The organism is Endozoicomonas arenosclerae, assembly GCF_001562015.1.
Classification (GTDB): Bacteria; Pseudomonadota; Gammaproteobacteria; order Pseudomonadales; family Endozoicomonadaceae; genus Endozoicomonas_A; species Endozoicomonas_A arenosclerae.
This window is the reverse complement of record NZ_LASA01000086.1, coordinates 89,212-108,507: the sequence shown is the minus strand read 5'-3', so window position 1 is coordinate 108,507 and position 19,296 is coordinate 89,212. Positions and strand designations below refer to the sequence as shown.

The 19,296-nt window shown below is 48.2% G+C and carries 18 protein-coding genes and 1 riboswitch; of the genes, 14 read left to right on the top strand and 4 right to left on the bottom strand.

Annotation, left to right across the window (positions count from 1 at the left end; translation table 11 throughout):
• The first annotated feature begins 7 nt into the window (after positions 1–7).
• The 9 genes from WG89_RS13360 (at position 8) to WG89_RS13320 (ending at position 9,696) form a co-directional block, all read left to right on the top strand.
• On the top strand, positions 8–784 hold the full coding sequence (locus WG89_RS13360) for a hypothetical protein (RefSeq protein WP_062266869.1): 777 nt from the start codon (positions 8–10) through the stop codon (positions 782–784).
• Between the two features lie 254 nt (positions 785–1,038).
• On the top strand, positions 1,039–1,458 hold the full coding sequence (rbsD, locus tag WG89_RS13355; protein ID WP_062266867.1) for a D-ribose pyranase: 420 nt from the start codon (positions 1,039–1,041) through the stop codon (positions 1,456–1,458).
• A gap of 17 nt (positions 1,459–1,475) precedes the next feature.
• Positions 1,476–3,047, top strand: coding sequence for a ribose ABC transporter ATP-binding protein RbsA (rbsA, locus tag WG89_RS13350; RefSeq protein WP_079253829.1), 1,572 nt, complete (start codon positions 1,476–1,478; stop codon positions 3,045–3,047).
• A 12-nt stretch (positions 3,048–3,059) separates the two neighbouring features.
• Positions 3,060–4,055 carry a ribose ABC transporter permease gene (gene rbsC, locus WG89_RS13345; protein WP_062266865.1) on the top strand — a complete coding sequence of 332 codons (996 nt, stop codon included), beginning with the start codon at positions 3,060–3,062 and terminating at the stop codon, positions 4,053–4,055.
• Positions 4,056–4,162: 107 nt separating this feature from the next.
• Entirely contained in the window at positions 4,163–5,083 is a 921-nt protein-coding gene (gene rbsB / locus WG89_RS13340) for a ribose ABC transporter substrate-binding protein RbsB (RefSeq protein ID WP_062266902.1), read from the top strand.
• A gap of 59 nt (positions 5,084–5,142) precedes the next feature.
• Positions 5,143–6,105: a ribokinase gene (gene rbsK, locus WG89_RS13335; protein WP_062266863.1), complete on the top strand. Its 963-nt coding sequence runs from the start codon at positions 5,143–5,145 to the stop codon at positions 6,103–6,105.
• A gap of 12 nt (positions 6,106–6,117) precedes the next feature.
• Entirely contained in the window at positions 6,118–7,134 is a 1,017-nt protein-coding gene (locus tag WG89_RS13330; RefSeq protein WP_062266861.1) for a LacI family DNA-binding transcriptional regulator, read from the top strand.
• Positions 7,135–7,299: 165 nt separating this feature from the next.
• Positions 7,300–8,250, top strand: coding sequence for a transaldolase (gene tal, locus WG89_RS13325; protein ID WP_062266859.1), 951 nt, complete (start codon positions 7,300–7,302; stop codon positions 8,248–8,250).
• 153 nt (positions 8,251–8,403) lie between these two features.
• Positions 8,404–9,696, top strand: coding sequence for an endonuclease/exonuclease/phosphatase family protein (locus tag WG89_RS13320; protein ID WP_153301587.1), 1,293 nt, complete (start codon positions 8,404–8,406; stop codon positions 9,694–9,696).
• A gap of 42 nt (positions 9,697–9,738) precedes the next feature.
• Here WG89_RS13320 and WG89_RS13315 read toward each other — a convergent pair whose 3' ends face one another.
• Positions 9,739–10,158 (bottom strand): hotdog fold thioesterase, encoded by a 420-nt coding sequence (locus WG89_RS13315; RefSeq protein ID WP_062266857.1) that lies wholly within the window; start codon positions 10,156–10,158, stop codon positions 9,739–9,741.
• Between the two features lie 75 nt (positions 10,159–10,233).
• Here WG89_RS13315 and WG89_RS13310 point away from each other — a divergent pair, with 75 nt between their 5' ends.
• Positions 10,234–10,677: a hypothetical protein gene (locus WG89_RS13310; RefSeq protein ID WP_062266855.1), complete on the top strand. Its 444-nt coding sequence runs from the start codon at positions 10,234–10,236 to the stop codon at positions 10,675–10,677.
• A gap of 3 nt (positions 10,678–10,680) precedes the next feature.
• Here the strand turns inward: WG89_RS13310 and WG89_RS13305 are convergent, their stop codons facing one another.
• Positions 10,681–12,015: a PhoPQ-activated protein PqaA family protein gene (locus WG89_RS13305; protein WP_172806811.1), complete on the bottom strand. Its 1,335-nt coding sequence runs from the start codon at positions 12,013–12,015 to the stop codon at positions 10,681–10,683.
• A gap of 379 nt (positions 12,016–12,394) precedes the next feature.
• On the opposite strand from WG89_RS13305, the gene WG89_RS13300 reads away from it, so the two are divergent.
• Positions 12,395–12,922, top strand: a complete 528-nt coding sequence (locus tag WG89_RS13300) for a GNAT family N-acetyltransferase (RefSeq protein ID WP_062266851.1) — start codon at positions 12,395–12,397, stop codon at positions 12,920–12,922.
• A 20-nt stretch (positions 12,923–12,942) separates the two neighbouring features.
• Here the strand turns inward: WG89_RS13300 and WG89_RS13295 are convergent, their stop codons facing one another.
• Positions 12,943–14,211: a hypothetical protein gene (locus WG89_RS13295; protein ID WP_153301585.1), complete on the bottom strand. Its 1,269-nt coding sequence runs from the start codon at positions 14,209–14,211 to the stop codon at positions 12,943–12,945.
• 287 nt (positions 14,212–14,498) lie between these two features.
• Entirely contained in the window at positions 14,499–15,701 is a 1,203-nt protein-coding gene (locus WG89_RS13290) for a hypothetical protein (RefSeq protein ID WP_153301584.1), read from the bottom strand.
• A gap of 110 nt (positions 15,702–15,811) precedes the next feature.
• Here WG89_RS13290 and WG89_RS13285 point away from each other — a divergent pair, with 110 nt between their 5' ends.
• From WG89_RS13285 to thiC, 3 genes are all read left to right on the top strand, one after another.
• On the top strand, positions 15,812–16,633 hold the full coding sequence (locus WG89_RS13285; RefSeq protein ID WP_062266846.1) for a phosphodiesterase: 822 nt from the start codon (positions 15,812–15,814) through the stop codon (positions 16,631–16,633).
• A complete protein-coding gene (locus WG89_RS13280; RefSeq protein WP_062266844.1) occupies positions 16,630–17,298 on the top strand; it encodes a phosphohydrolase in 669 nt (222 codons plus the stop codon). Before WG89_RS13285 ends, WG89_RS13280 begins: the two co-directional genes overlap by 4 nt.
• Before the next feature lie 37 nt (positions 17,299–17,335).
• A riboswitch (TPP riboswitch) is annotated at positions 17,336–17,441 on the top strand.
• A 109-nt stretch (positions 17,442–17,550) separates the two neighbouring features.
• Entirely contained in the window at positions 17,551–19,278 is a 1,728-nt protein-coding gene (thiC, locus tag WG89_RS13275) for a phosphomethylpyrimidine synthase ThiC (RefSeq protein ID WP_062266842.1), read from the top strand.
• Positions 19,279–19,296: the final 18 nt, after the last annotated feature.

The window sequence follows — 19,296 nt, the reverse complement described above, 5'->3', positions numbered from 1 at the left end:
TGCAGTCATGCCAAAAGTTGAAGATTCCACTTCCGTTATAAGACCGAATCCGGAGCCACAGAAAAAGGATGATTCCCGAGCTCCGGATGTCACGGCAAAAATTCCTCGCTCTGAGTCACAGCGATGGGATCAGAAAGATTTAAGCAGCCGCAAGCTGACCAAAATCCAGAGCCTTCTCTGTTTTATTAATCGCTATTTTCTCAAGCCACTCGGGATACTTCAGGGCACCTTTCATTCAATGCTGCCTGACTACAATCGCATGACTGATATCACTGAAGCCCGTATGGAAGAGTTCTGGAATCGGTTTGATGACCCTTCCAAGGCTTATGTGCTCCTGTTTCGAAACCCCCATGGCAACACGGGAGATTCTCAGCACTCAGCGGTTGTGCTTGGTTCTACCAAAGGAAAGAAAATGGGGGATAACTCCTCCTATGTTTCCTGGTCCTTTGCTGAGAAAGACATGATTGTGGGTGGCTTTCTTGCCAGACCTAAATGCAATGCCTTTCAGCAGGATTTTGAGGGGCATGGTGAGCCCATCGTCATTGAGTTGCCCAGCGTAAACGTGGCTGCCATGAAGCATAAGTGGAAACTGATCAGGAAAAACACTTCGTTCTATCAGCTGCTTGGCTTCAACTGTTCATCGGTTGTGGCCCGCTTGCTTAAAGCCGGAGTAAGAAGTCTTGATCTGGTTGGAGAGTATCAAAAGTCCAATCCGTGGGGGTTCTGGACGCCCTTTGACGTCAGCAAACTTGCAGAACAGATGCAAACACATCTGCCGGACTGAATCCTTTCTACACTTTCTGAAAATATCCGTTCGAACACTATCTAATTTATTTCTTTGTTATCGAATCAGTATTCCCCATGCTTTCATTCGTGTTTTCGTCTGTGCAGGTTTGTTTCCAATTGATCCAGATCAACTTTTCTCAAGAGGTGAATCGTTATAGTGGCGCTGAGAAAAACGTTTGCGCAAACGTTTTACTGAACTTGATTACACATCAGTCAATGCGAACCAGACTGTAACAACTTACGGTGGCCTGTATGAAAAAGACCAGACTTCTCAACCCACAGCTTTCCGGGGCTATTGCCAGCCTGGGTCATGGTCAGGGGTTGACTGTCTGTGACTGCGGGCTGCCCATTGGTGAAAGTGCTGAGCGCATCGATCTGGCCTTGACCCACGGGGTTCCGGGTTTTCTGGAAACCCTGGACGTGGTGCTTTCTGAAACGGTTGTGGAAGAAATCATCATTGCTAAAGAGTTTGCCCAGGTGAGTCCGGAGCTGTATCAGCAATTTGCTGATCGCATTCGGTTGCTTGGAGAAGAACAGGGGGCTCCTGTCAGAGTCGTCGAGGTCAGTCATGAGTCCTTTAAGGCTCAATCTGACCTCAGTAAGGCAGTGGTTCGTACGGGTGAGTGCACACCCTATGCAAATGTCATTCTGAAATCCGGCGTAGCATTTTAAACAGCCTTGAGCGTGTAATGCCGTCGGTTTCATACCTTGATCATGGCATTGTCATTGTGAACAGCATTGAGGGGGATAAGGTGAGTACCCAGTCAAAACCTGAACCTGTTTTCCAGATGAAAGATGTCGTCAAGACATTTCCCGGTGTCCGGGCTCTGGATGGCGCCTGCCTGAATATTTACCCTGGCCGGGTAATGGCACTGTTGGGAGAAAACGGTGCCGGTAAGTCGACTCTCATGAAAGTCATGACAGGTATTTACAGCCGCGATGAAGGCGAGCTGAAATACCACGGGGATGACGTGGCTTTCAGGGGCCCCAAGGATTCCCAGGAACGCGGAGTCAGCATTATTCACCAGGAACTGAATCTGATTCCTGAGCTGTCTATCGCCGAGAATATTTTTCTGGGCCGTGAACCCATGGGTCGATTCGGCAGAATTGACTGGAAAACCATGGGAGAAGAAGCCCAGAAACTTCTGGATATGCTGGATGTACAGTTTGATCCATCCACTCCAGTGGGCAAGCTCAGCATTGGTGTTCAGCAAATGGTTGAAATTGCCAAGGCTCTGTCGTTTTCATCACAGGTGATTGTGATGGACGAACCTACCGATGCTCTCACGGATAAAGAAACTGAAAGCCTGTTCAAGGTAATCCGCCAGTTACGTTCTGAAGGCAAGGGCATTGTTTATATCTCCCACCGCCTGCAGGAAATTTTCCAGATCTGTGATGACGCCACCATTATGAGAGATGGTCGCTTTATTGCTGAAACTCCGGTAGAGAAGTTAACTGAAGACGACATTATCGAGCAGATGGTGGGTCGCTCACTGGAAGAACAATACCCTCGCATTGATGTTGAGCCAGGTGCTCTGACACTTGAGGTAGAAAACTTGTCTGCTTCTGGTGTTAAAGAGGTCAGCTTCCAGTTGAAAGAAGGTGAGATCCTCGGAATCTCCGGTTTGATGGGGGCTGGGCGTACGGAACTGATGAAAGCTCTGTACGGTGCCAATGTTGCACACTCGGGTGAGATTCGGATAGCTGGTGAAGCCCGCAGAATCAAATCTCCAGCAGAAGGTCTGCAGTCCGGCATTGTTTACATCTCCGAAGATCGTAAAGGCGATGGTCTGGTACTGGAGCTTTCAGTTTCTGAAAACATGAGCCTCTGCAGTCTGGAACAGTTCCAGAGTGCTACCGGTAAAATCGACCGTAGCCGTGAAATGGATTCGGTTCAGCACTTCATTAAAGCCTTCAATATCAAAACCCCTACAGCCAGACAGCTGATCAAGAACCTCAGTGGTGGTAACCAGCAGAAGGTCGCCATTGCCAAAGGTCTGATGATCAATCCACGGGTACTGATTCTTGATGAGCCGACCCGCGGTGTTGATGTGGGGGCCAAGAAAGAAATCTACCAGTTAATCAATGAATTCAAGAACAAGGGCATGAGTATTTTGCTGGTGTCGTCTGACATGCCGGAAGTCCTGGGCATGAGTGACCGAGTGATGGTCATGCATGAAGGACGGATAACCGGAGAGTTCGATCGTCAGGAAGCCACCCAGGAAAAATTGATGCGTTGTGCTGTTGGTAAGGCAGCGTAAAGAGGAAAAATTATGACTGAGCAAACCTTACAGGCAGGTGCACTGGGCAGCGGTAGTAAATTCCGCATCAATAAAGAATTCCTGTTTGAATACAAGTCTGTTATCGCTTTGCTGATCTTCATGGTGGCGGTGTCCATGATCAGCGACAGTTTCTTCAGCACCAACAATATGCTGAACATCCTGAGACAGACCTCCATCAATGCCATCATTGCTGTGGGCATGACTTTTGTCATTCTAACCAGCGGTATCGATCTGGCAGTGGGTTCCATTCTGGCGCTAAGCGGTGCTCTGGCCGCTACATTAATCGGCATGGATTTCAACATAATGCTGGTAGTGACACTGACTCTGGCTGGTGGTGCGGCAATGGGAGCCATGAGTGGTTTGATCATTGCCAAAGGCAGGGTACAGGCATTTATAGCAACACTGGCGACCATGACCCTGCTGCGTGGAGCCACCATGGTATTCACTGACGGTAGACCCATTTCTGCCAGCAGTGGTGCAGCTTCTGAGGCATTCTCCTTTATTGGCAGTGGCTACCTGTTTGGTATTCCTTTCCCGATTTACCTGATGGCTTTCACTTTTGTGGCGGCATGGTTCGTGTTAAATCACACACGACTGGGTCGTTACGTCTATGCTCTGGGTGGTAACGAATCTGCTACCCGTCTGTCCGGTATCAACGTTGATCGTATCAAACTGGCTGTTTATTCCATTTCTGGCGGCCTCTCCGCTCTGGCAGGATTAATAGTCACCAGTCGTCTGGCTTCGGCCCAACCAACAGCGGGTACCAGTTATGAGCTGGATGCAATTGCTGCAGTAGTGCTGGGTGGAACCAGTCTGACAGGTGGCAAGGGCCGAATCACCGGTACTCTGGTCGGTGTGCTTATTATCGGTATTCTGAACAACGCCCTGAACCTGCTTAATGTTTCTTCCTACTATCAGCTGATTGCCAAGGCGCTCGTTATTCTTCTGGCTGTTCTGGTAGATACCCGTTCTACAAAACAGTCTTGAGATCAGGCCAGCCCCGGTATCCGGGAGCTGGCTATCGCCCCCTATTAAAGTCGGAAAAACCGGCTGAAACAATCGGAACCATGAGGTTGTTGTCCATGATCTTCTCCATGAAAAAAGCACTGGCTGTCGCTCTGACTGCAGGTCTGGCTCTGACAGGCTGCAGCAAGCCCGAGGAAGGAACGAGTACCTCTGACGCAGGCTCGTCTTCTGACCAGAAGTCTATGGCTCTGGTGGTGTCTACTCTGAACAACCCTTTCTTTGTCACCCTGAAAGAAGGGGCAGAGAAAAAAGCCCAGGAGCTGGGTTATGACCTGGTGATTCTGGACTCACAGAACGATTCCGCCAAAGAGATGACCAACACTGAGGATCTGACGGTTCGTGGAGTCAGTGCCATTCTGCTGAATCCAACGGATTCTGATGCTGCAGCAAACTCTGTTCGTGCGGCTAACCGTGCTGAGATTCCGGTGATTACTCTGGATCGTGGTGCTAATGGTGGTGATGTTGTTTCCCATGTCGCTTCTGACAACATCGCGGGTGGTGAAATGGCCGGTGAATTCATTGCCAAGAAGCTGGGTGGTGAAGGTCAGGTGATTCAGCTGGAAGGTGTGCCAGGTACATCCGCTGCCCGTGAGCGTGGCGAAGGCTTTATGAAAGCGATCAAGAGCACCAATCTGGAGCTGGTAGCCAGTCAGCCAGCTGATTTTGACCGTACCAAGGCACTGAATGTGACCGAGAACCTGTTGCAGGCTCACCCTGATGTTAAAGCCATTTTTGCCCAGAACGATGAAATGGCACTGGGTGCCCTGAAAGCAGTTCAGGCGGCTAAAAAAGATATCATCGTCGTAGGTTTTGACGGTACGGACGAAGGCATCAAATCTGTAGAAGACGGTGGCCTGGCTGCCACTATAGCCCAGCAGGCGTCCATGATCGGCGAAGTCGGTGTTGAGACTGCTGACAAGGCCATCAAAGGCGAAGAGGTAGAAATCTACACGCCGGTTGAATTGAAGCTGATCACGAAGCAGCCCTGATTATGTACTTATGGCTAGGCAGCGTGCCTGGCCATAGTCCTGAATATAGAGATTGACCCATGACTAAACAGATTCTTGTTCTTGGCAGTGTGAATGCAGACCATGTATTGAAAGTGGATGCGTTTCCCCGTCCCGGTGAAACGGTAACAGGCAGCCGTTACGATGTTATTGCGGGCGGCAAAGGGGCCAATCAGGCTGTTGCCAGTGCCAGACTGGGAGGCAATACACACTTTCTGGCCTGTGTGGGACAAGATGCGTTTGGTCGTGAAATTGTCGACAAATTTGCTGAAGACGGTATTGATACCTCACTGGTTGAACAGGTAGAGGGTGTGAATACCGGCGTAGCTTTGATTTTTGTGGATGGCCGTGCAGAAAATTGCATTGGTATTGCTGCAGAAGCTAATGCAGCATTAACCCCTGAGAGAGTTAAAGATAAGAAAGCTGAAATTGCCGGTGCCGACTATCTGCTGATGCAGCTGGAAACGCCAGAAGCTTCGATTCTTGAAGCGGCAAAGGTGGCACAGAGTACTGGAGTCACTGTGGTACTCAATCCGGCTCCTGCACGTCCACTGTCTGATGAATTGCTGGCCAGTATCGACATGATTACGCCTAATCAGACAGAAGCTGAGTTACTGACCGGTGTCGCGGTCAACGATTCTGACAGCGCAAGGGAAGCTGCGACGATTCTGCATGAGAAAGGTATTTCCAGAGTAGTCATTACCATGGGCAGATTGGGGGCCTTTATCTCCGATGAGGCCGGTGCCCGGATTATTCCCAGTTTTGAAGTCTCTGCCACTGATACTACAGCGGCGGGCGACACATTTAACGGTGCGCTGCTTGTGAAGCTGGCAGAAGGTGAGAGCATTGACTCTGCTGCCCGCTTTGCCAATGCTGCAGCAGGGATTTCTGTGACTCGAAGTGGAGCTCAGACTTCTATACCGGGTCGCAATGAAACAGAACTGTTTCTGGCAGAGCGTATTCCGCACTGCAACGATGCAGAACAGATAGTGATAGAGCGTTAAGAGAGCGGCAGTATGGCAACGATCAAGGATGTTGCAAAACAGGCAGGTGTTTCCATTTCAACGGTTTCCCATGTCCTGAACGGTACCCGCTTTGTCAGTGAAGATAAGGCTCTACGGGTCAGAGAAGCGGTTAAAGCACTGAATTATAAGCCCAGTGCGGTTGCCCGTAGCCTGAAGACCAATAAAACCTACACGATAGGTATGTTGACGGGTTCCAATGCCAACCCGTTTTTTGCAGAGGTCATTCATGGTGTAGAAGCGACCTGTTATGAACGCGGCTATCATCTGGTGTTGTGCAACTCTGACGATAACCTCGACAAACAGGCATCTTATTTGCAGACTCTGGAAGAAAAACGCATTGATGGTCTGTTAGTGATGTCAGCGCACAGTGATCAGGGTTTTTTTGAAATGCTGCGTGATCGCTGTCAATGGCCTTTGGTCGTTCTGGACTGTCAGGCTCCGGGTCTTGAGGCCGATGTCATTATGGAAGATCCAGAGCAGGGCGGTTATGAAGCCACCCGCCATTTGCTGGATCATGGCCATCGCTCAATTGCCTGTATCAGTGGCCCTGCAGAGTTGTCTCCCAGCTCACAACGTCTGGCGGGCTATCACAGGGCTTTGGAAGAATCCGGCATTCCAGCGGAAAACGGCTGGATTGTGGAAGGTCGACTGACAGCTGAGAGTGGTTTTGAAGCCGCAAATCGACTGCTGGATGGTCTTGAAGTCGGGCAACAGCCGCCTTCGGCTTTGTTTGTTGGTAATGATCTGATGGCTATGGGTGTGATCTGTGCCTTGCAGACACGTGGATACCGGATTCCGGATGATATATCCGTGATAGGTTATGATGATATTGAATTGGCGTCGTATACATCGCCGCCACTGACAACCATCCACCAACCCAAAGCTGAGTTAGGCAGGCTGGCTGCGGATACGCTGATCAAGCGCATAGAAAATCCGGGCCGGTCTCATGAGATAAAAACGCTGCGTTCAACTTTGGTTGAACGTCAGTCTGTTAAAACTACGATGTAAGATTGAGTTAATAGTCTTTCTATATAGATAGTGATGAATGATAGATACAGTCCGAAGAGTTCCTGACTGTTTCGGACTGGTCAAACAGCCAAGAGCAAAGAGCATTATTTCCTCCTGCCTGGGATGAAATGATGATCAGGATAAAAAGTGAGGATCGGGAGTCAAATGAATCAGTTAGAGCAACTCAAGGGTATGACAAAAGTGGTTGCAGATACCGGAGATATCGAAGCGATTCGTCGATATCAGCCCGTTGATGCCACAACCAATCCATCCCTGATTTTGAAAGCCGCTGAACTCCCGGCTTATGAATCACTCTTTAGCAGCGCTCTGGAGTATGGCAGAGGAAAGGCTTCCGATAAGAGCACCCAGGTTCAGCACGCCTGTGACTGGCTGGCGGTAGCCATTGGCAAGGAAATTCAGCAGGTTGTTCCCGGCGTTGTTTCTACCGAAGTGGATGCACGTCTGTCGTTTGATAAAGAAGCTACCATTGCCAAAGCCCATGAACTGGTTGCCCTGTATCGTGAACAGGGCGCTGATCCAGACCGTCTGTTGATCAAGATCGCTTCTACCTGGGAAGGCATCGAAGCAGCCAAAGTCCTCGAGCAGGAAGGTATCCGTTGTAACCTGACCCTGCTGTTCAGTTTTGCTCAGGCTCAGGCCTGCGCAGAAGCGGGTGTGTTCCTGATCTCTCCTTTCGTAGGTCGCATCCTCGACTGGTACAAAAAGGCAGAAGGTCGTGACTTTGAAGCAGCTGAAGATCCAGGCGTTGTTTCTGTGACCCGGATTTACAACTACTACAAGCAGCATGGCTACAACACGGTAGTGATGGGTGCCAGCTTTCGTAATACCGGTGAAATCATTGAGTTGGCCGGTTGTGACTGTCTGACCATTGGGCCGGGTCTGCTGGATGATCTGGAAAAAACAGAAGCTACGGTTGTTCAAAAATTGTCTGAAACGGTTGCAGTTTCTAGTGATGAGAAAGTGGTTCTGAACGAGCAGGCTTTCCGCTGGGCAATGAACGAAGACGCCATGGCCACTGAGAAACTGGCTGAAGGCATTCGCAACTTTGCCAAAGACCAGGTGAAGCTTGAGAAGCTGATTGAATCCAGGCTCTAATCTCTAAACATTCTCTATAAGGCAGATACCGAACATTCGGTATCTGCTTTTTTTATGTCAAAAATCCTTCTTCATTCTTTCACTCAATCATCACAAAGTTTCAGCAGGGTGTAGGTTTTCATTGCCTCAAAGACTGACATGGAAGCCTATAGAATGATAAGAAAGCTTGCCGCCGCTTTTTCCCTGGTGACTCTGGCTGCTTCAGCCAATGCCGATTCAGAAACTTATTTCTGCGCCCCTCAGAATATGGATGGCGCTTTGGAAAAAGCTTCCGAGCGTCATGTTCGCTTTGCCTCTTTTAATGCTTATCTCAATCGTAATTCTGAAGGTCAGTTGATCAACGATCTGATGAATCCGGATGATCAGTTGTCCGGAGATTCCAAAGCAGACAAACAGATTCGTGCTGTTGCAGAAATTATTCAGAGAGTCCGCCCCGATGTGTTGCTTCTGAATGAATTCGATTTTGACCAGGAAGGTGTCGCCATTGATTTGTTCCAGAAGAATTTTCTGGGTGAGAGCCAGAATGGTCAGCAAACCATTGCTTATCCCCACGTTTATTTAGCTAAATCTAACACCGGGATACCCAGTGGCATTGACCTGAATGGCAATGGCTCTATTGGAGGTCCGGGTGACGCTTATGGGTTTGGCTTTTTTCCGGGGCAGTATGGCATGGTTCTGCTTTCAAAATACCCTATTGCTGACCGGCAGGTGAGAACGTTCCAGCATTTCCTGTGGAAAGATATGCCGGGTGCTTTACTGCCAGACAATCCTGATACTGAAGAGAAAGGCGACTATTACAGTCAAGAAGCCCTGGACGTGTTTCGTCTGAGTTCAAAGAGTCATTGGGATATCCCTTTGTGGGTTAATGGTCAGCTGGTTCATGTTCTTGCTGCACATCCGACACCTCCCGTATTTGACGGTCCTGAAGATCGGAATGGCCGACGTAATCATGATGAAATCCGTTTTTGGGCTGATTATGTTGGTGGCTGGAAGAGGTCTTCTTATATCTATGATGACAAAGGCTATCAGGGCGGTCTGCCCAGAAGGAGTGCATTTGTGATTATGGGGGATTACAACGCAGATCCTTATGATGGCGACAGTACTCAACAGGCTATCTGGCAATTGCTGGGCCATCCGGCTATTGAGAGTCAGTTTGCGCCCGGAAGTCTCGGAGGTTGGCAGGACAGTCTGACCGAAGGTCAGGCCAATGATTCCCATAAAGGTAATCCGGTAATGGATACCGGAGACTTCAACCCTGCTGGTCCGGGTAATCTGCGAGTGGATTATGTTCTGGCTTCAAAACGCGGACTTAAGAGTGTTTGTGGCGGTGTCTTCTGGCCTTCTGAAAAAAATGAAACCTATTCTCTGGTTGGAGCGGGTTACCCCGTGATTTCTTCAGATCATCATCTTGTCTGGCAGGATATAAAAGTTAAACGTCGTTTTTAATCTGGATATCAGGAGCATTTTTTAATGCTCCTGAATGGCCATCTATTTATTGACGGCCGCCATGGTCAGCCGCGAGATACAAGCGAGCTGACCGTCTTCGTTTTCAATCCTTATTTCCCAGACTTGAGTGCTTCTCCCCACATGAACAGCCCTGGCGGTGCCAGTGACCAACCCTGCAGTCACTGACTTGAGATGATTAGCATTGATCTCCAGGCCAACACAGTATTGACCCTTTTCACAGCAGAGATTAGCTCCCATGCTGCCCAGTGTTTCTGCCAGAACAACGGAAGCACCCCCATGCAAAAGACCTGCTGGCTGTCTGGTTCTCTCGTCAACCGGCATGGTGCCTCGAATAAAATCGTCGCCTATTTCTACTATCTTTATACCCACATGGCTGCACATATTGCCCTCCGTTCTCTGGTTCAGGCTGTCTGGAGTAGCTGTGGTCTTCCAAATGGACATGGCAGGCACCTCTCATTGTGTATACGACACACCTTATTCCAAGGCGTGAATAAGTATTTAGCTTCAGTACGAGGAATGGCTATGAAATCCCGGGCTTCTTTTTCTTCTGTGGATCATTGCTTGCCACTCAAGGTGGCAAAGCAGGCAATCCATAGCCTTTGGCTGGTAATGACATTGTTGTCACTGATAGCAGGGCATGTCTATGCCGACCCTGCGGTAAAACCTGAAAATCCGGAGGAAGCATACAACCAGCTGGCACAAAAACTCAATTTGTCTGAAGAACAGAAACCCAAGGTTCAGGCCATTTTTAAAGAAAATCTTGAGAGTCTGAAAAAAATTCGGACTGCCGACGATAACCGTTTGGGAAAGGCCAAAGCCCTCAGAGAGAATCGGAAAGAAACCGATAAGAAGTTATCGACCGTTCTGAACGACCAGCAAATGCAAACTTACAAAGAGCTTCGTAAGGAAATGAGAGACAAACTGAAGGCTCAAAGGGATCAGCAAAAAACGTCTGAATAGTTGTTATGGGTAAATGTCAGGAGTAACTCGAACTCCTGACGTTAAAACAAGGTCAGGGTAAGGAGGGTTATCGAATACAAGCTCGATAAAGTAGGCTGTCCAGCCCTGCTCCCTGTTATCAGGGCAAAAATGGTAAACCCAGGGTGAGGTATCAACAGGTTCAATGTTTTTGGATTGATAACTGATTCCCGACTCCGTCAGTACATCTTTTCGGAAGTCCCTGGCATCAGGGTTATGACACATCCAGGCACTGGCGGACTTCGGTTTGTGACTGACTCTTATTTCAAGCCCACCTTCATCCAGATAGCGCCAGCGCATCATGGGAATATCATCCTCAGAGATCAGGGCTCCAAATGCAGAAGCCATAATTTCGTCGGTATTCACTGCACTGTCTCGTCCCAAATAATGACTGGCATTGGGGAGATACCTGAGCCACGTCAGTTCAGAAAGCTGGGGATAATAAAAGCGTGCCGAATCCGGTGGGAAAAACTCATCGGCACTGGCGTTGATAATAAAGGTGGGCAGGAATAACTGATCTCTATAAGCAAAAGGATCTATGTCATGCATTAACTGCTGCATGCCTTCGGATTCCAATCCAGAAAGGATGTCGTGATCTCCGTCGGCATAATCGCTGATGGCACTGGCAAAGGTCCCATAAACATTTAAATGATGGTGAATGCAGGCTTGTACGTTAAGGACATCAATCACCAGAGGAATCAGGGCAGTAATTCTATGATCAGCCGCAGCACTCAGCCAGGATATCCAGCCACGTTTGGAAGCGCCTGCTACTATAAAGTCGTGAATTTTAAATGATTGCTTTTGACTGAATTCACAGAGAGCGTCCATGGCACGGATAACACTTTTTACCATGGGCCATTGAACTGGCATAAAAGCATTCTGTTCGGGGTTTTCCAGAAAAACTTTCCAGGAAAAGGCTACCAGGTCATCTTCTGCCCTGGGAACACCGTCACTGAAGGTCAGGGGCTGATTGGGCACATCTTTGAGAACGGCAACCGGGGCACCGGTCAATTGACATAAGCGTGCTGCATCTACATTTCGACTGGGAGTGTTCTCAAGGCTGGGATCATGCCTTGCGCCTCCATTGATCATCAGCAGACAGGGCTTCTCGCTTTCATCATCTGGACAGTACAGCGTCAGTCGATGTTGCCATTCGGGCTGGCTGAGTCCGAAACGAAGGCCTTCCTGCCAGATCTGGGAGATCAGTTCCAGATGAATGATGGTGATGGCGGGGAACTCTTCTGAGCGACAGGTTTCAACACAGCGCCAGCTGAAGTTATCATCTTTTCTATTGAGAAAGTCCAGAAATTTCGGATTCAATATCAGGCCTCTTGGTGACAGTGTTGCTCTTAGTTTCATCGGCGGTTATTAAACGAATAACAGTCTATAGCCCATTTCGGATAGGGGCGCTTACTGAAGGGGCTTGTCTGTCAGGAGAGAGGCTTTTTCGAAAAAAAACATCAGGCTTGGCGAACTTTTATTGTCAGGGAAGGGTCGAAGAGAGCAGTAAACATTTAATAATTGGGTGCAGGTTCTGGTTAATGCCAAAAAATCGACTAAACCTTATCCAGAAGCCTGTCGGACTTAAGGCAATTTCGGCCTGAATCCCGGAAAGAGCTGACTTGCTCTACTGAAATTCATTATCGAAAGCTTAAGTTCAACAGGCTCCTGCCTGATCCTGAAGTTTCTGGAGTCTCATGTGCTGATTGTTGCCGAAACGCCCCGACTGATCCTTAGAACCTGGCAAGAAGCCGATCTGGTGCCTTATGCAGACATCATTGGAAGTGCTCAGGGTGAGGTACATTACAGTACTCATTCACCCGCTTCCAAAGCAGAAACCGACCTCTGGCGATTCCAGGTGGAGCTGGATCAAAAAGGTTGGTCTCGATGGGCCGTTGTTCTGAAAGAAAATAACAGGCTGATTGGTAGTTGTGGATTCTCTTCCTACGGCAAATGTGTAGAAATGAGCTGGCGTTTCAGTCAGGAGTACCGTGGCCGTGGGTTAGTGATTGAAGCAGCTGAAGCTGTGACTGAAGTCGGATTTTGCAGGCTAGGTTTTAAAGAAATTATTTCTTTTGCATCACCTCAGAATGGATTTGCTCTGGATGTTATTGAGTCTCTGGGGATGAGTCTGGATGGTTATGAGGGCTGGTGTAATCTCACCGTTGCACGTTTCAGCCTGACGTCTTCAGAAGCTCTCAGCACCATTGCACACGCTGGGAGCTGAAAGCTTCTCAATTCAAGCGCCTAAACTGCTTTGGCCTGAACCCAATCCTGTTGCCCGTCAGGCGTTGTCACCTTTGTAAGACGAATCGGTTTATAGGCAAATTCTGGAGGAGGTGTGGCAAATGCTTTGCCCAGTACCAAATCATTCAGTCGGGCACTCACCAGCTCATCTTTGCCAATAAATCGTAACTCGTAATCCCGGGTATACTGGCGGATGTAATCCTTGCCTGACTTTTTTAAGTGCTCAATGTGCTTCACGCCTTTTGCAAAAGAACGGTCAGAGCTGACATCGCCATCGTTACTGAGTAACTTCAGGAACCTGAAAGGGTGGGCTGCAAATCCGGAATTCAGAGCAAGGCTGGCAATGATCGGGCAAGGAATAACAGCTTTGCGGAACCACTCGGAAAAAGCCTGGTGGTTATAGATGATCGAACGGGAAGATTCCCTTATTTTCCATTCCTCCGAAGCCCGGTTCAAAACCTTTTTCAAAAGGTGTTTTTGAATCATGCCTTCCAGCATTCGCAATACGGACAGAATGGCAGAACTGATAATACTGACCAGAGTGCCTGCCATACCTGCCAGATCCCCACTGATTTTCAAACCCATCAAAGTACCTTGAACGGCCATATCTTTTACGCCACCGGCTACTGACGCCAAGGAGTGACGAGCCAGAGCATTCGAGATGATATCCGGATGACCTTTTAGCAGTTTGACATCCCGGCCGCTCCAGAGCTGTGAGATAAAGGAATAGCAGTTTGTGACGGACATTCTGAAAGCACTGTAAATGGCTGAAGAGGATTTTACGTAGTTCCAGCCAGGAATCTGAGACAGAATGCCGCCCACCATGCCTGATAAAGCGGTGGGCGTTAGAGATCGCAACATGCTGGCAACGGTGTTGCTGAATTTTCCAAAGAATGAAGCGAGCTTTTCAATCACCTTAGAGAAAAAGCCGGATACTTCCTGATCTATTTTCTGGGCAAAGTGTGCGGTGGCCGTTGTTATGCCTGAAAGAGTCTGACCTACCGAGGTATGGCCCAGAGTGTTGTTAAAAGCAAAGCGGGAGAAGGAGGATAAATCATGGATGAAATCCGTTTTACCAAAGATACCTTCCAGTGTTGCCCCTCCTACCGACAGAGGTTTGGGCATGGGGATGGTATCGGTGTTGGCCAGAAAGTAGAGAATACCCTGACGGGCGTCCGCCATTTCAGCAGTCTGGACTCCAGTGCTGTTTTTTTGGGTACTGCCAAAAAGGGCGTCCTGTACTGATCCAAAAACATCTTTAGCAGGCATACGCTTCCCTTCCATTTTTTTAGTCAGGTGGGTTTGTGAGCGCTCTCAAATCAAAATGAATAGAGTCTTGCTTTGAGCCATTACAATGCCTGATTGTTAATTCGGCTGTGGAATGAAGTGTGAGCGCCCAATCAATGTCGTTTTTATTATCATGTGCCTGAGCATACGTTCATTGATGACTAATAGTTTCAGATCGGGGCTGCTCTTTACTTTTTTGTGTGAACTGGTTCTCAAAAGATAGGTAGTTGTCCTCATAAGTAAGTGTGAATTTTCTTTCAGTACAGAGATCAAAATGATTTCCTGGCAATTTTTAAAGCGCCCCCCAGTGCGTCAGGTTTTCTTATTATTTTTCGGGATTCCAAAGGAGATTTTTCTTCAGGTAAAAGGTCATTCCAAAGAGGGTCTGCAATACTGCCTTGTATAACAAAAGGCACATGCCCCATACCGGCTTCCTCAATGTCTTTGAATCTTCTCAAAAAGTCATACTTGGCCTTTTCCCAGGCATATTCCACGCAAAAATCGGGCTTGGTGTTCGGATCGGTTCTGAAATCATTTAACAGTTTTGCCCGAGCTGCGTATTCCTTATTGTTTTGAACTTGCACCATGGAGAAAAAAGCCCGTTGCTCGACATCTGATTTATGACTTAATAATTGTTGACTCAAAAAGAAAGGAATAGCTCTGGGCAGCAGTTTGAATTCATGTTGACCGATGAAAACAGGCTTCTTGTGAAAGAGACTGATCTTGTCATCACTGAGATAAGAAATTTCGTCCATGCAGTCATCATAATCATGGGTTATTCGAGCCGCAGAAGGTTTATCTGAAGACGGTGCTGAAAAACCACTGATCTGTTTGGCTGGCAAGCCTTTGGCAATACCTCGGATGACATGACCTGTACCAATGATAATAACAACACCTTCTTCCTCGAATACGTCGTGCCAGACGGTTTCAGCATCAGAGACCAGTATTGCTTTTTGGAGTCTTGGATCCTGTCCTAATACATTCAAAAATGCCTGAACGCTTGTCAGGTCTTCAGAGCCTGACATACCCAATACAGCGGAGTAACAGAGAGCTTCCTCAGACAGATCTCCTTGGCTGACAATCTGCTCCAGGCTTTTAGTAATCAGTTCCCGCGTATTTTTCGCCACTTCTTCAGGAGCAATAACAATCTTGCCGTTGCTCTCCTTCAGTGCATCTGATTTGAATTTGGGGGGGTAGTTAAAGTTTGAGTGAGTTTCTGCACGGACACGAATAGTGCTTGCACCCCCGTCTACGCCTACGAGAATATGAGTATGACAATGGGTAACCTTGTTTCCTGGGGGGGTATAAACATACCAGGGAGAAATCTTGCCCTCTTCAATTTTGAGGGCTTCATCAATTTCTCCTGTGATGGCAGAAAACACGGGGAGAGATAAAGTGAGGGCAAAGCACCAGAGAAGAATCGGTTGAGCCAACTTCTGGAAAGAAAAACAACGGATTAGAAAGTTTTTCACAATAAACTGGTAGAACAACATCTTTGCAGCAACACTTCATTTAAAAACCCACGCAGAAGGATAGTTCAATAATTTTTTTAAACTGAAAATAATCACGGAATTGTATTTTTATGGCTTATCGCTTTGTTCATTTATCCGATCCCCAGCTTATTCCAGCGGGTCACTTGAACTATGATATTGATCCTCAGGCTCGATTGAATAGCTGCGTCGATAGATTGCTTAAAGAGGTTCCCGATGCCCAAGCCTGCTTCATTACCGGAGACTTAACCCATTGGGGTGAGAAAGAAGCCTATCAAGTCTTGAAAAAAGAACTCGACAGGCTACCTTACCCGGCTTATTGCATGATGGGCAATCATGATCACCGGCAGAATTTTCTGGATATTTTTCATCAGCATCCCCATCAAGGCGATCGTTTCATACAGTTCTCCATTCAGACGCAAATGGCTGATCTGGTATGTCTGGATACGCTGGATGACAGAAAGAGAAGCGGGATTCTTTGCGATAAGCGATTGGCTTGGATTGAGGATCTATTAAAGAGTTCAGATAAACCTGTTTGTCTCTTTATGCACCATCCTCCCTTTGAGACCGGTCTGGCCAGTATGGATCGGGATAATTTGTTAAACGCTGAAGCCTTCTGGTCGGTCATTAAGCCTTATAAAGAACGGGTCAGACATCTGTTTTTTGGGCATTTGCACCGCTGTGTATCCGGTAACTGGCGGGGCATCAGCTTTTCCTGTCCTTCCTCTCTGGTGCACCAGACGCCTTTCAATTTTGATAACCCCAAGCCGGACTATGTTTCACCGGAACCCCCGGTCTATAACCTGGTGGATATGTTTGCGGACAGGGTAGTTGTGCATGCCCATAATTTTCTGCATGATTCGCCCGCTATTCAAAGCAGAACCTGTCAACGCTATCAGAAGCCTGAATCATGAATTTTAACGACGCTGCATTATTGAAAGACTGGGAAGAACGTTTTGTCGATTTCCTGAAAGACCGGGATTCTGATGACGCATCCCATGATATTTCCCACTTTCAGCGTGTCTGGAAAACAGCCCGGCAGTTAATAGAAGAGGGCGGGTTTGAAATCAATCGGCTGGTGGTTCTGGCTGCCTGCTATTTCCATGACATTGTAGTTTTGCCCAAAAACCATCCTGAGCGTTCACGGGCTTCCACTCTTGCGGCGGAGGAGACAGAGGTCTGCCTCAAAGCTCTGCAATTTCCTGAAGAGCTGATAGCCGCAGTCTGCCATGCTGTGAAGACTCACAGTTACTCAGCCAACATTACGCCTGAAACACTGGAAGCTGAAGTGGTACAGGATGCGGACCGAATGGAAGCGCTGGGTGCTATTGGCATTGCCCGCTGTTTTTATACCGGGGGGAAATTGGGTCAAAAGCTGTTTGATCCGGAAGATCCTATGGGTGAGAACCGAGAGCTGAACGATCGTCAGTACTCTCTGGATCATTTTGAAATCAAGCTGCTGCAGATCCAAAAAACCATGAAGACTGAGCCCGGTCGAAAAATGGCGGCACGTCACAGCGAATTCTTACAGGCATTCAGAGCCCAGATATGCAGAGAGCTGGCAGGTGATTACAGCTAAAACCTGTTCAGATGTGTGAAATCTACTTATACTTCCGGCAATCTTGTCGGAGCGCCATGAGCTGAGACCGAATTGCTGTTTTTTCGGAATCCGTAGAACCTGATCAGGCTAAAACCTGCGAAGGGAACAAGAAGATCCACACAGGGAGTGAATAGAAGCTTGCTTCGAATCACTCCCGGAAGTCTTCCTTTATTGTAAGACTGGATCTGGCCAATCCGGCAAGCCATATCGAAATTGAAGGACACTGAAACGATGGCTTGCGAGAAAAACCATTCTGATTTTGACCGGCAACTGCTGATTGATGCCTGTCGCCCTTTCCCCAATTCTAAAAAAACCTATATCACAGGCAGCCGTGATGATATTCGTGTGGGTATGAGGGAAGTTCATCTCCATGATACGCCTGAACGTTTTGGCGGCGGAACCAACGATCCTGTTCGGGTATACGACACTTCTGGCAGTTACACTGAAACCGGTGTTCCCCATGATTTAACTCAGGGTTTGCCAGGTCTGCGTTCAAAATGGATTGAAGAAAGGGCTGATACTCAAACTCTGGATGGTCGCTCTTCAGAGTTTGCCCGCTCCCGTGAACATGACCTTCGTCTGGAAGATATTCGTTTCAAGGCATTACGTACGCCTAAGAAAGCGCAGGCCGGAAAGAATGTGAGCCAGTTGCACTATGCCAGGCAGGGAATCATCACTCCGGAAATGGAATACATTGCCATCAGGGAGAACATGGGAAAGCCGGAAGAGTCTCATATCACGCCCGAGTTTGTCAGAAAAGAAGTGGCTGAAGGTCGAGCCATTATTCCTGCCAACATCAATCACCCTGAGTCAGAACCCATGATCATTGGGCGTAACTTTCTGGTTAAGATCAATGCCAACATTGGTAACTCGGCCGTTACTTCTTCTATAGAGGAAGAAGTGGAAAAAATGTTGTGGTCAGTTCGCTGGGGTGGCGATACGGTCATGGACTTATCCACAGGCAAGAATATTCATGAAACCCGTGAGTGGATTATCCGAAACTCTCCAGTCCCCATTGGTACTGTTCCCATCTACCAGGCACTGGAAAAAGTGAAAGGCAAGGTCAAAGACCTCAGCTGGGAAGTCATGAAAGACACCATTATTGAGCAGGCTGAGCAGGGCGTTGATTACATGACGATCCATGCTGGCGTGCTCAGGGAACATGTGGCTAAAACCAAAAACCGGGTGACAGGCATAGTTTCACGGGGTGGTGGCATTCTGGGGCAATGGGCAGAAATGCACGATGCCGAGAACTTTCTCTATGACAATTTCAGTGAGTTGTGTGAGATCTGCCAAGCCTATGATATCAGCCTGTCACTGGGCGATGGTTTACGTCCCGGCTCTATTGCAGATGCCAACGATGAAGCGCAGTTTGGTGAGCTGAAAACTCTGGGTGAGTTGACAAAAATTGCCTGGGAATACGATGTTCAGGTGATGATTGAAGGCCCTGGCCATGTCCCCATGCATCTCATCAAGGAAAACATGGACATGCAACTGGAGCATTGCCATGAGGCACCTTTTTATACCCTTGGGCCCTTAACCACTGATGTTGCACCGGGCTATGACCACATTACATCAGGTATTGGTGCTGCCATGATTGGCTGGTATGGCTGTGCCATGCTCTGCTACGTGACACCCAAGGAACACCTGGGTTTGCCCAATCGTGATGACGTTAAAGAAGGTTTGATTACTTACAAGATTGCCGCTCATGCTGCGGATCTTGCCAAAGGTCATCCCGGTGCCCAGGTCAGAGACAATGCACTGTCCAAGGCTCGCTTTGAATTCCGTTGGCTGGATCAGTTCAATCTGGCTCTGGATCCGGACACTGCCAAAGCCTATCACGATGAAACTTTGCCTCAGGAAGGGGCAAAGGACGCAGAGTTCTGCTCAATGTGCGGGCCGGACTTCTGTCCGATGCGTATGACTCAGGATGTGCGTGAGTTGGAAGAAACCGCCTGAAAACAATCTAAGGGAGTT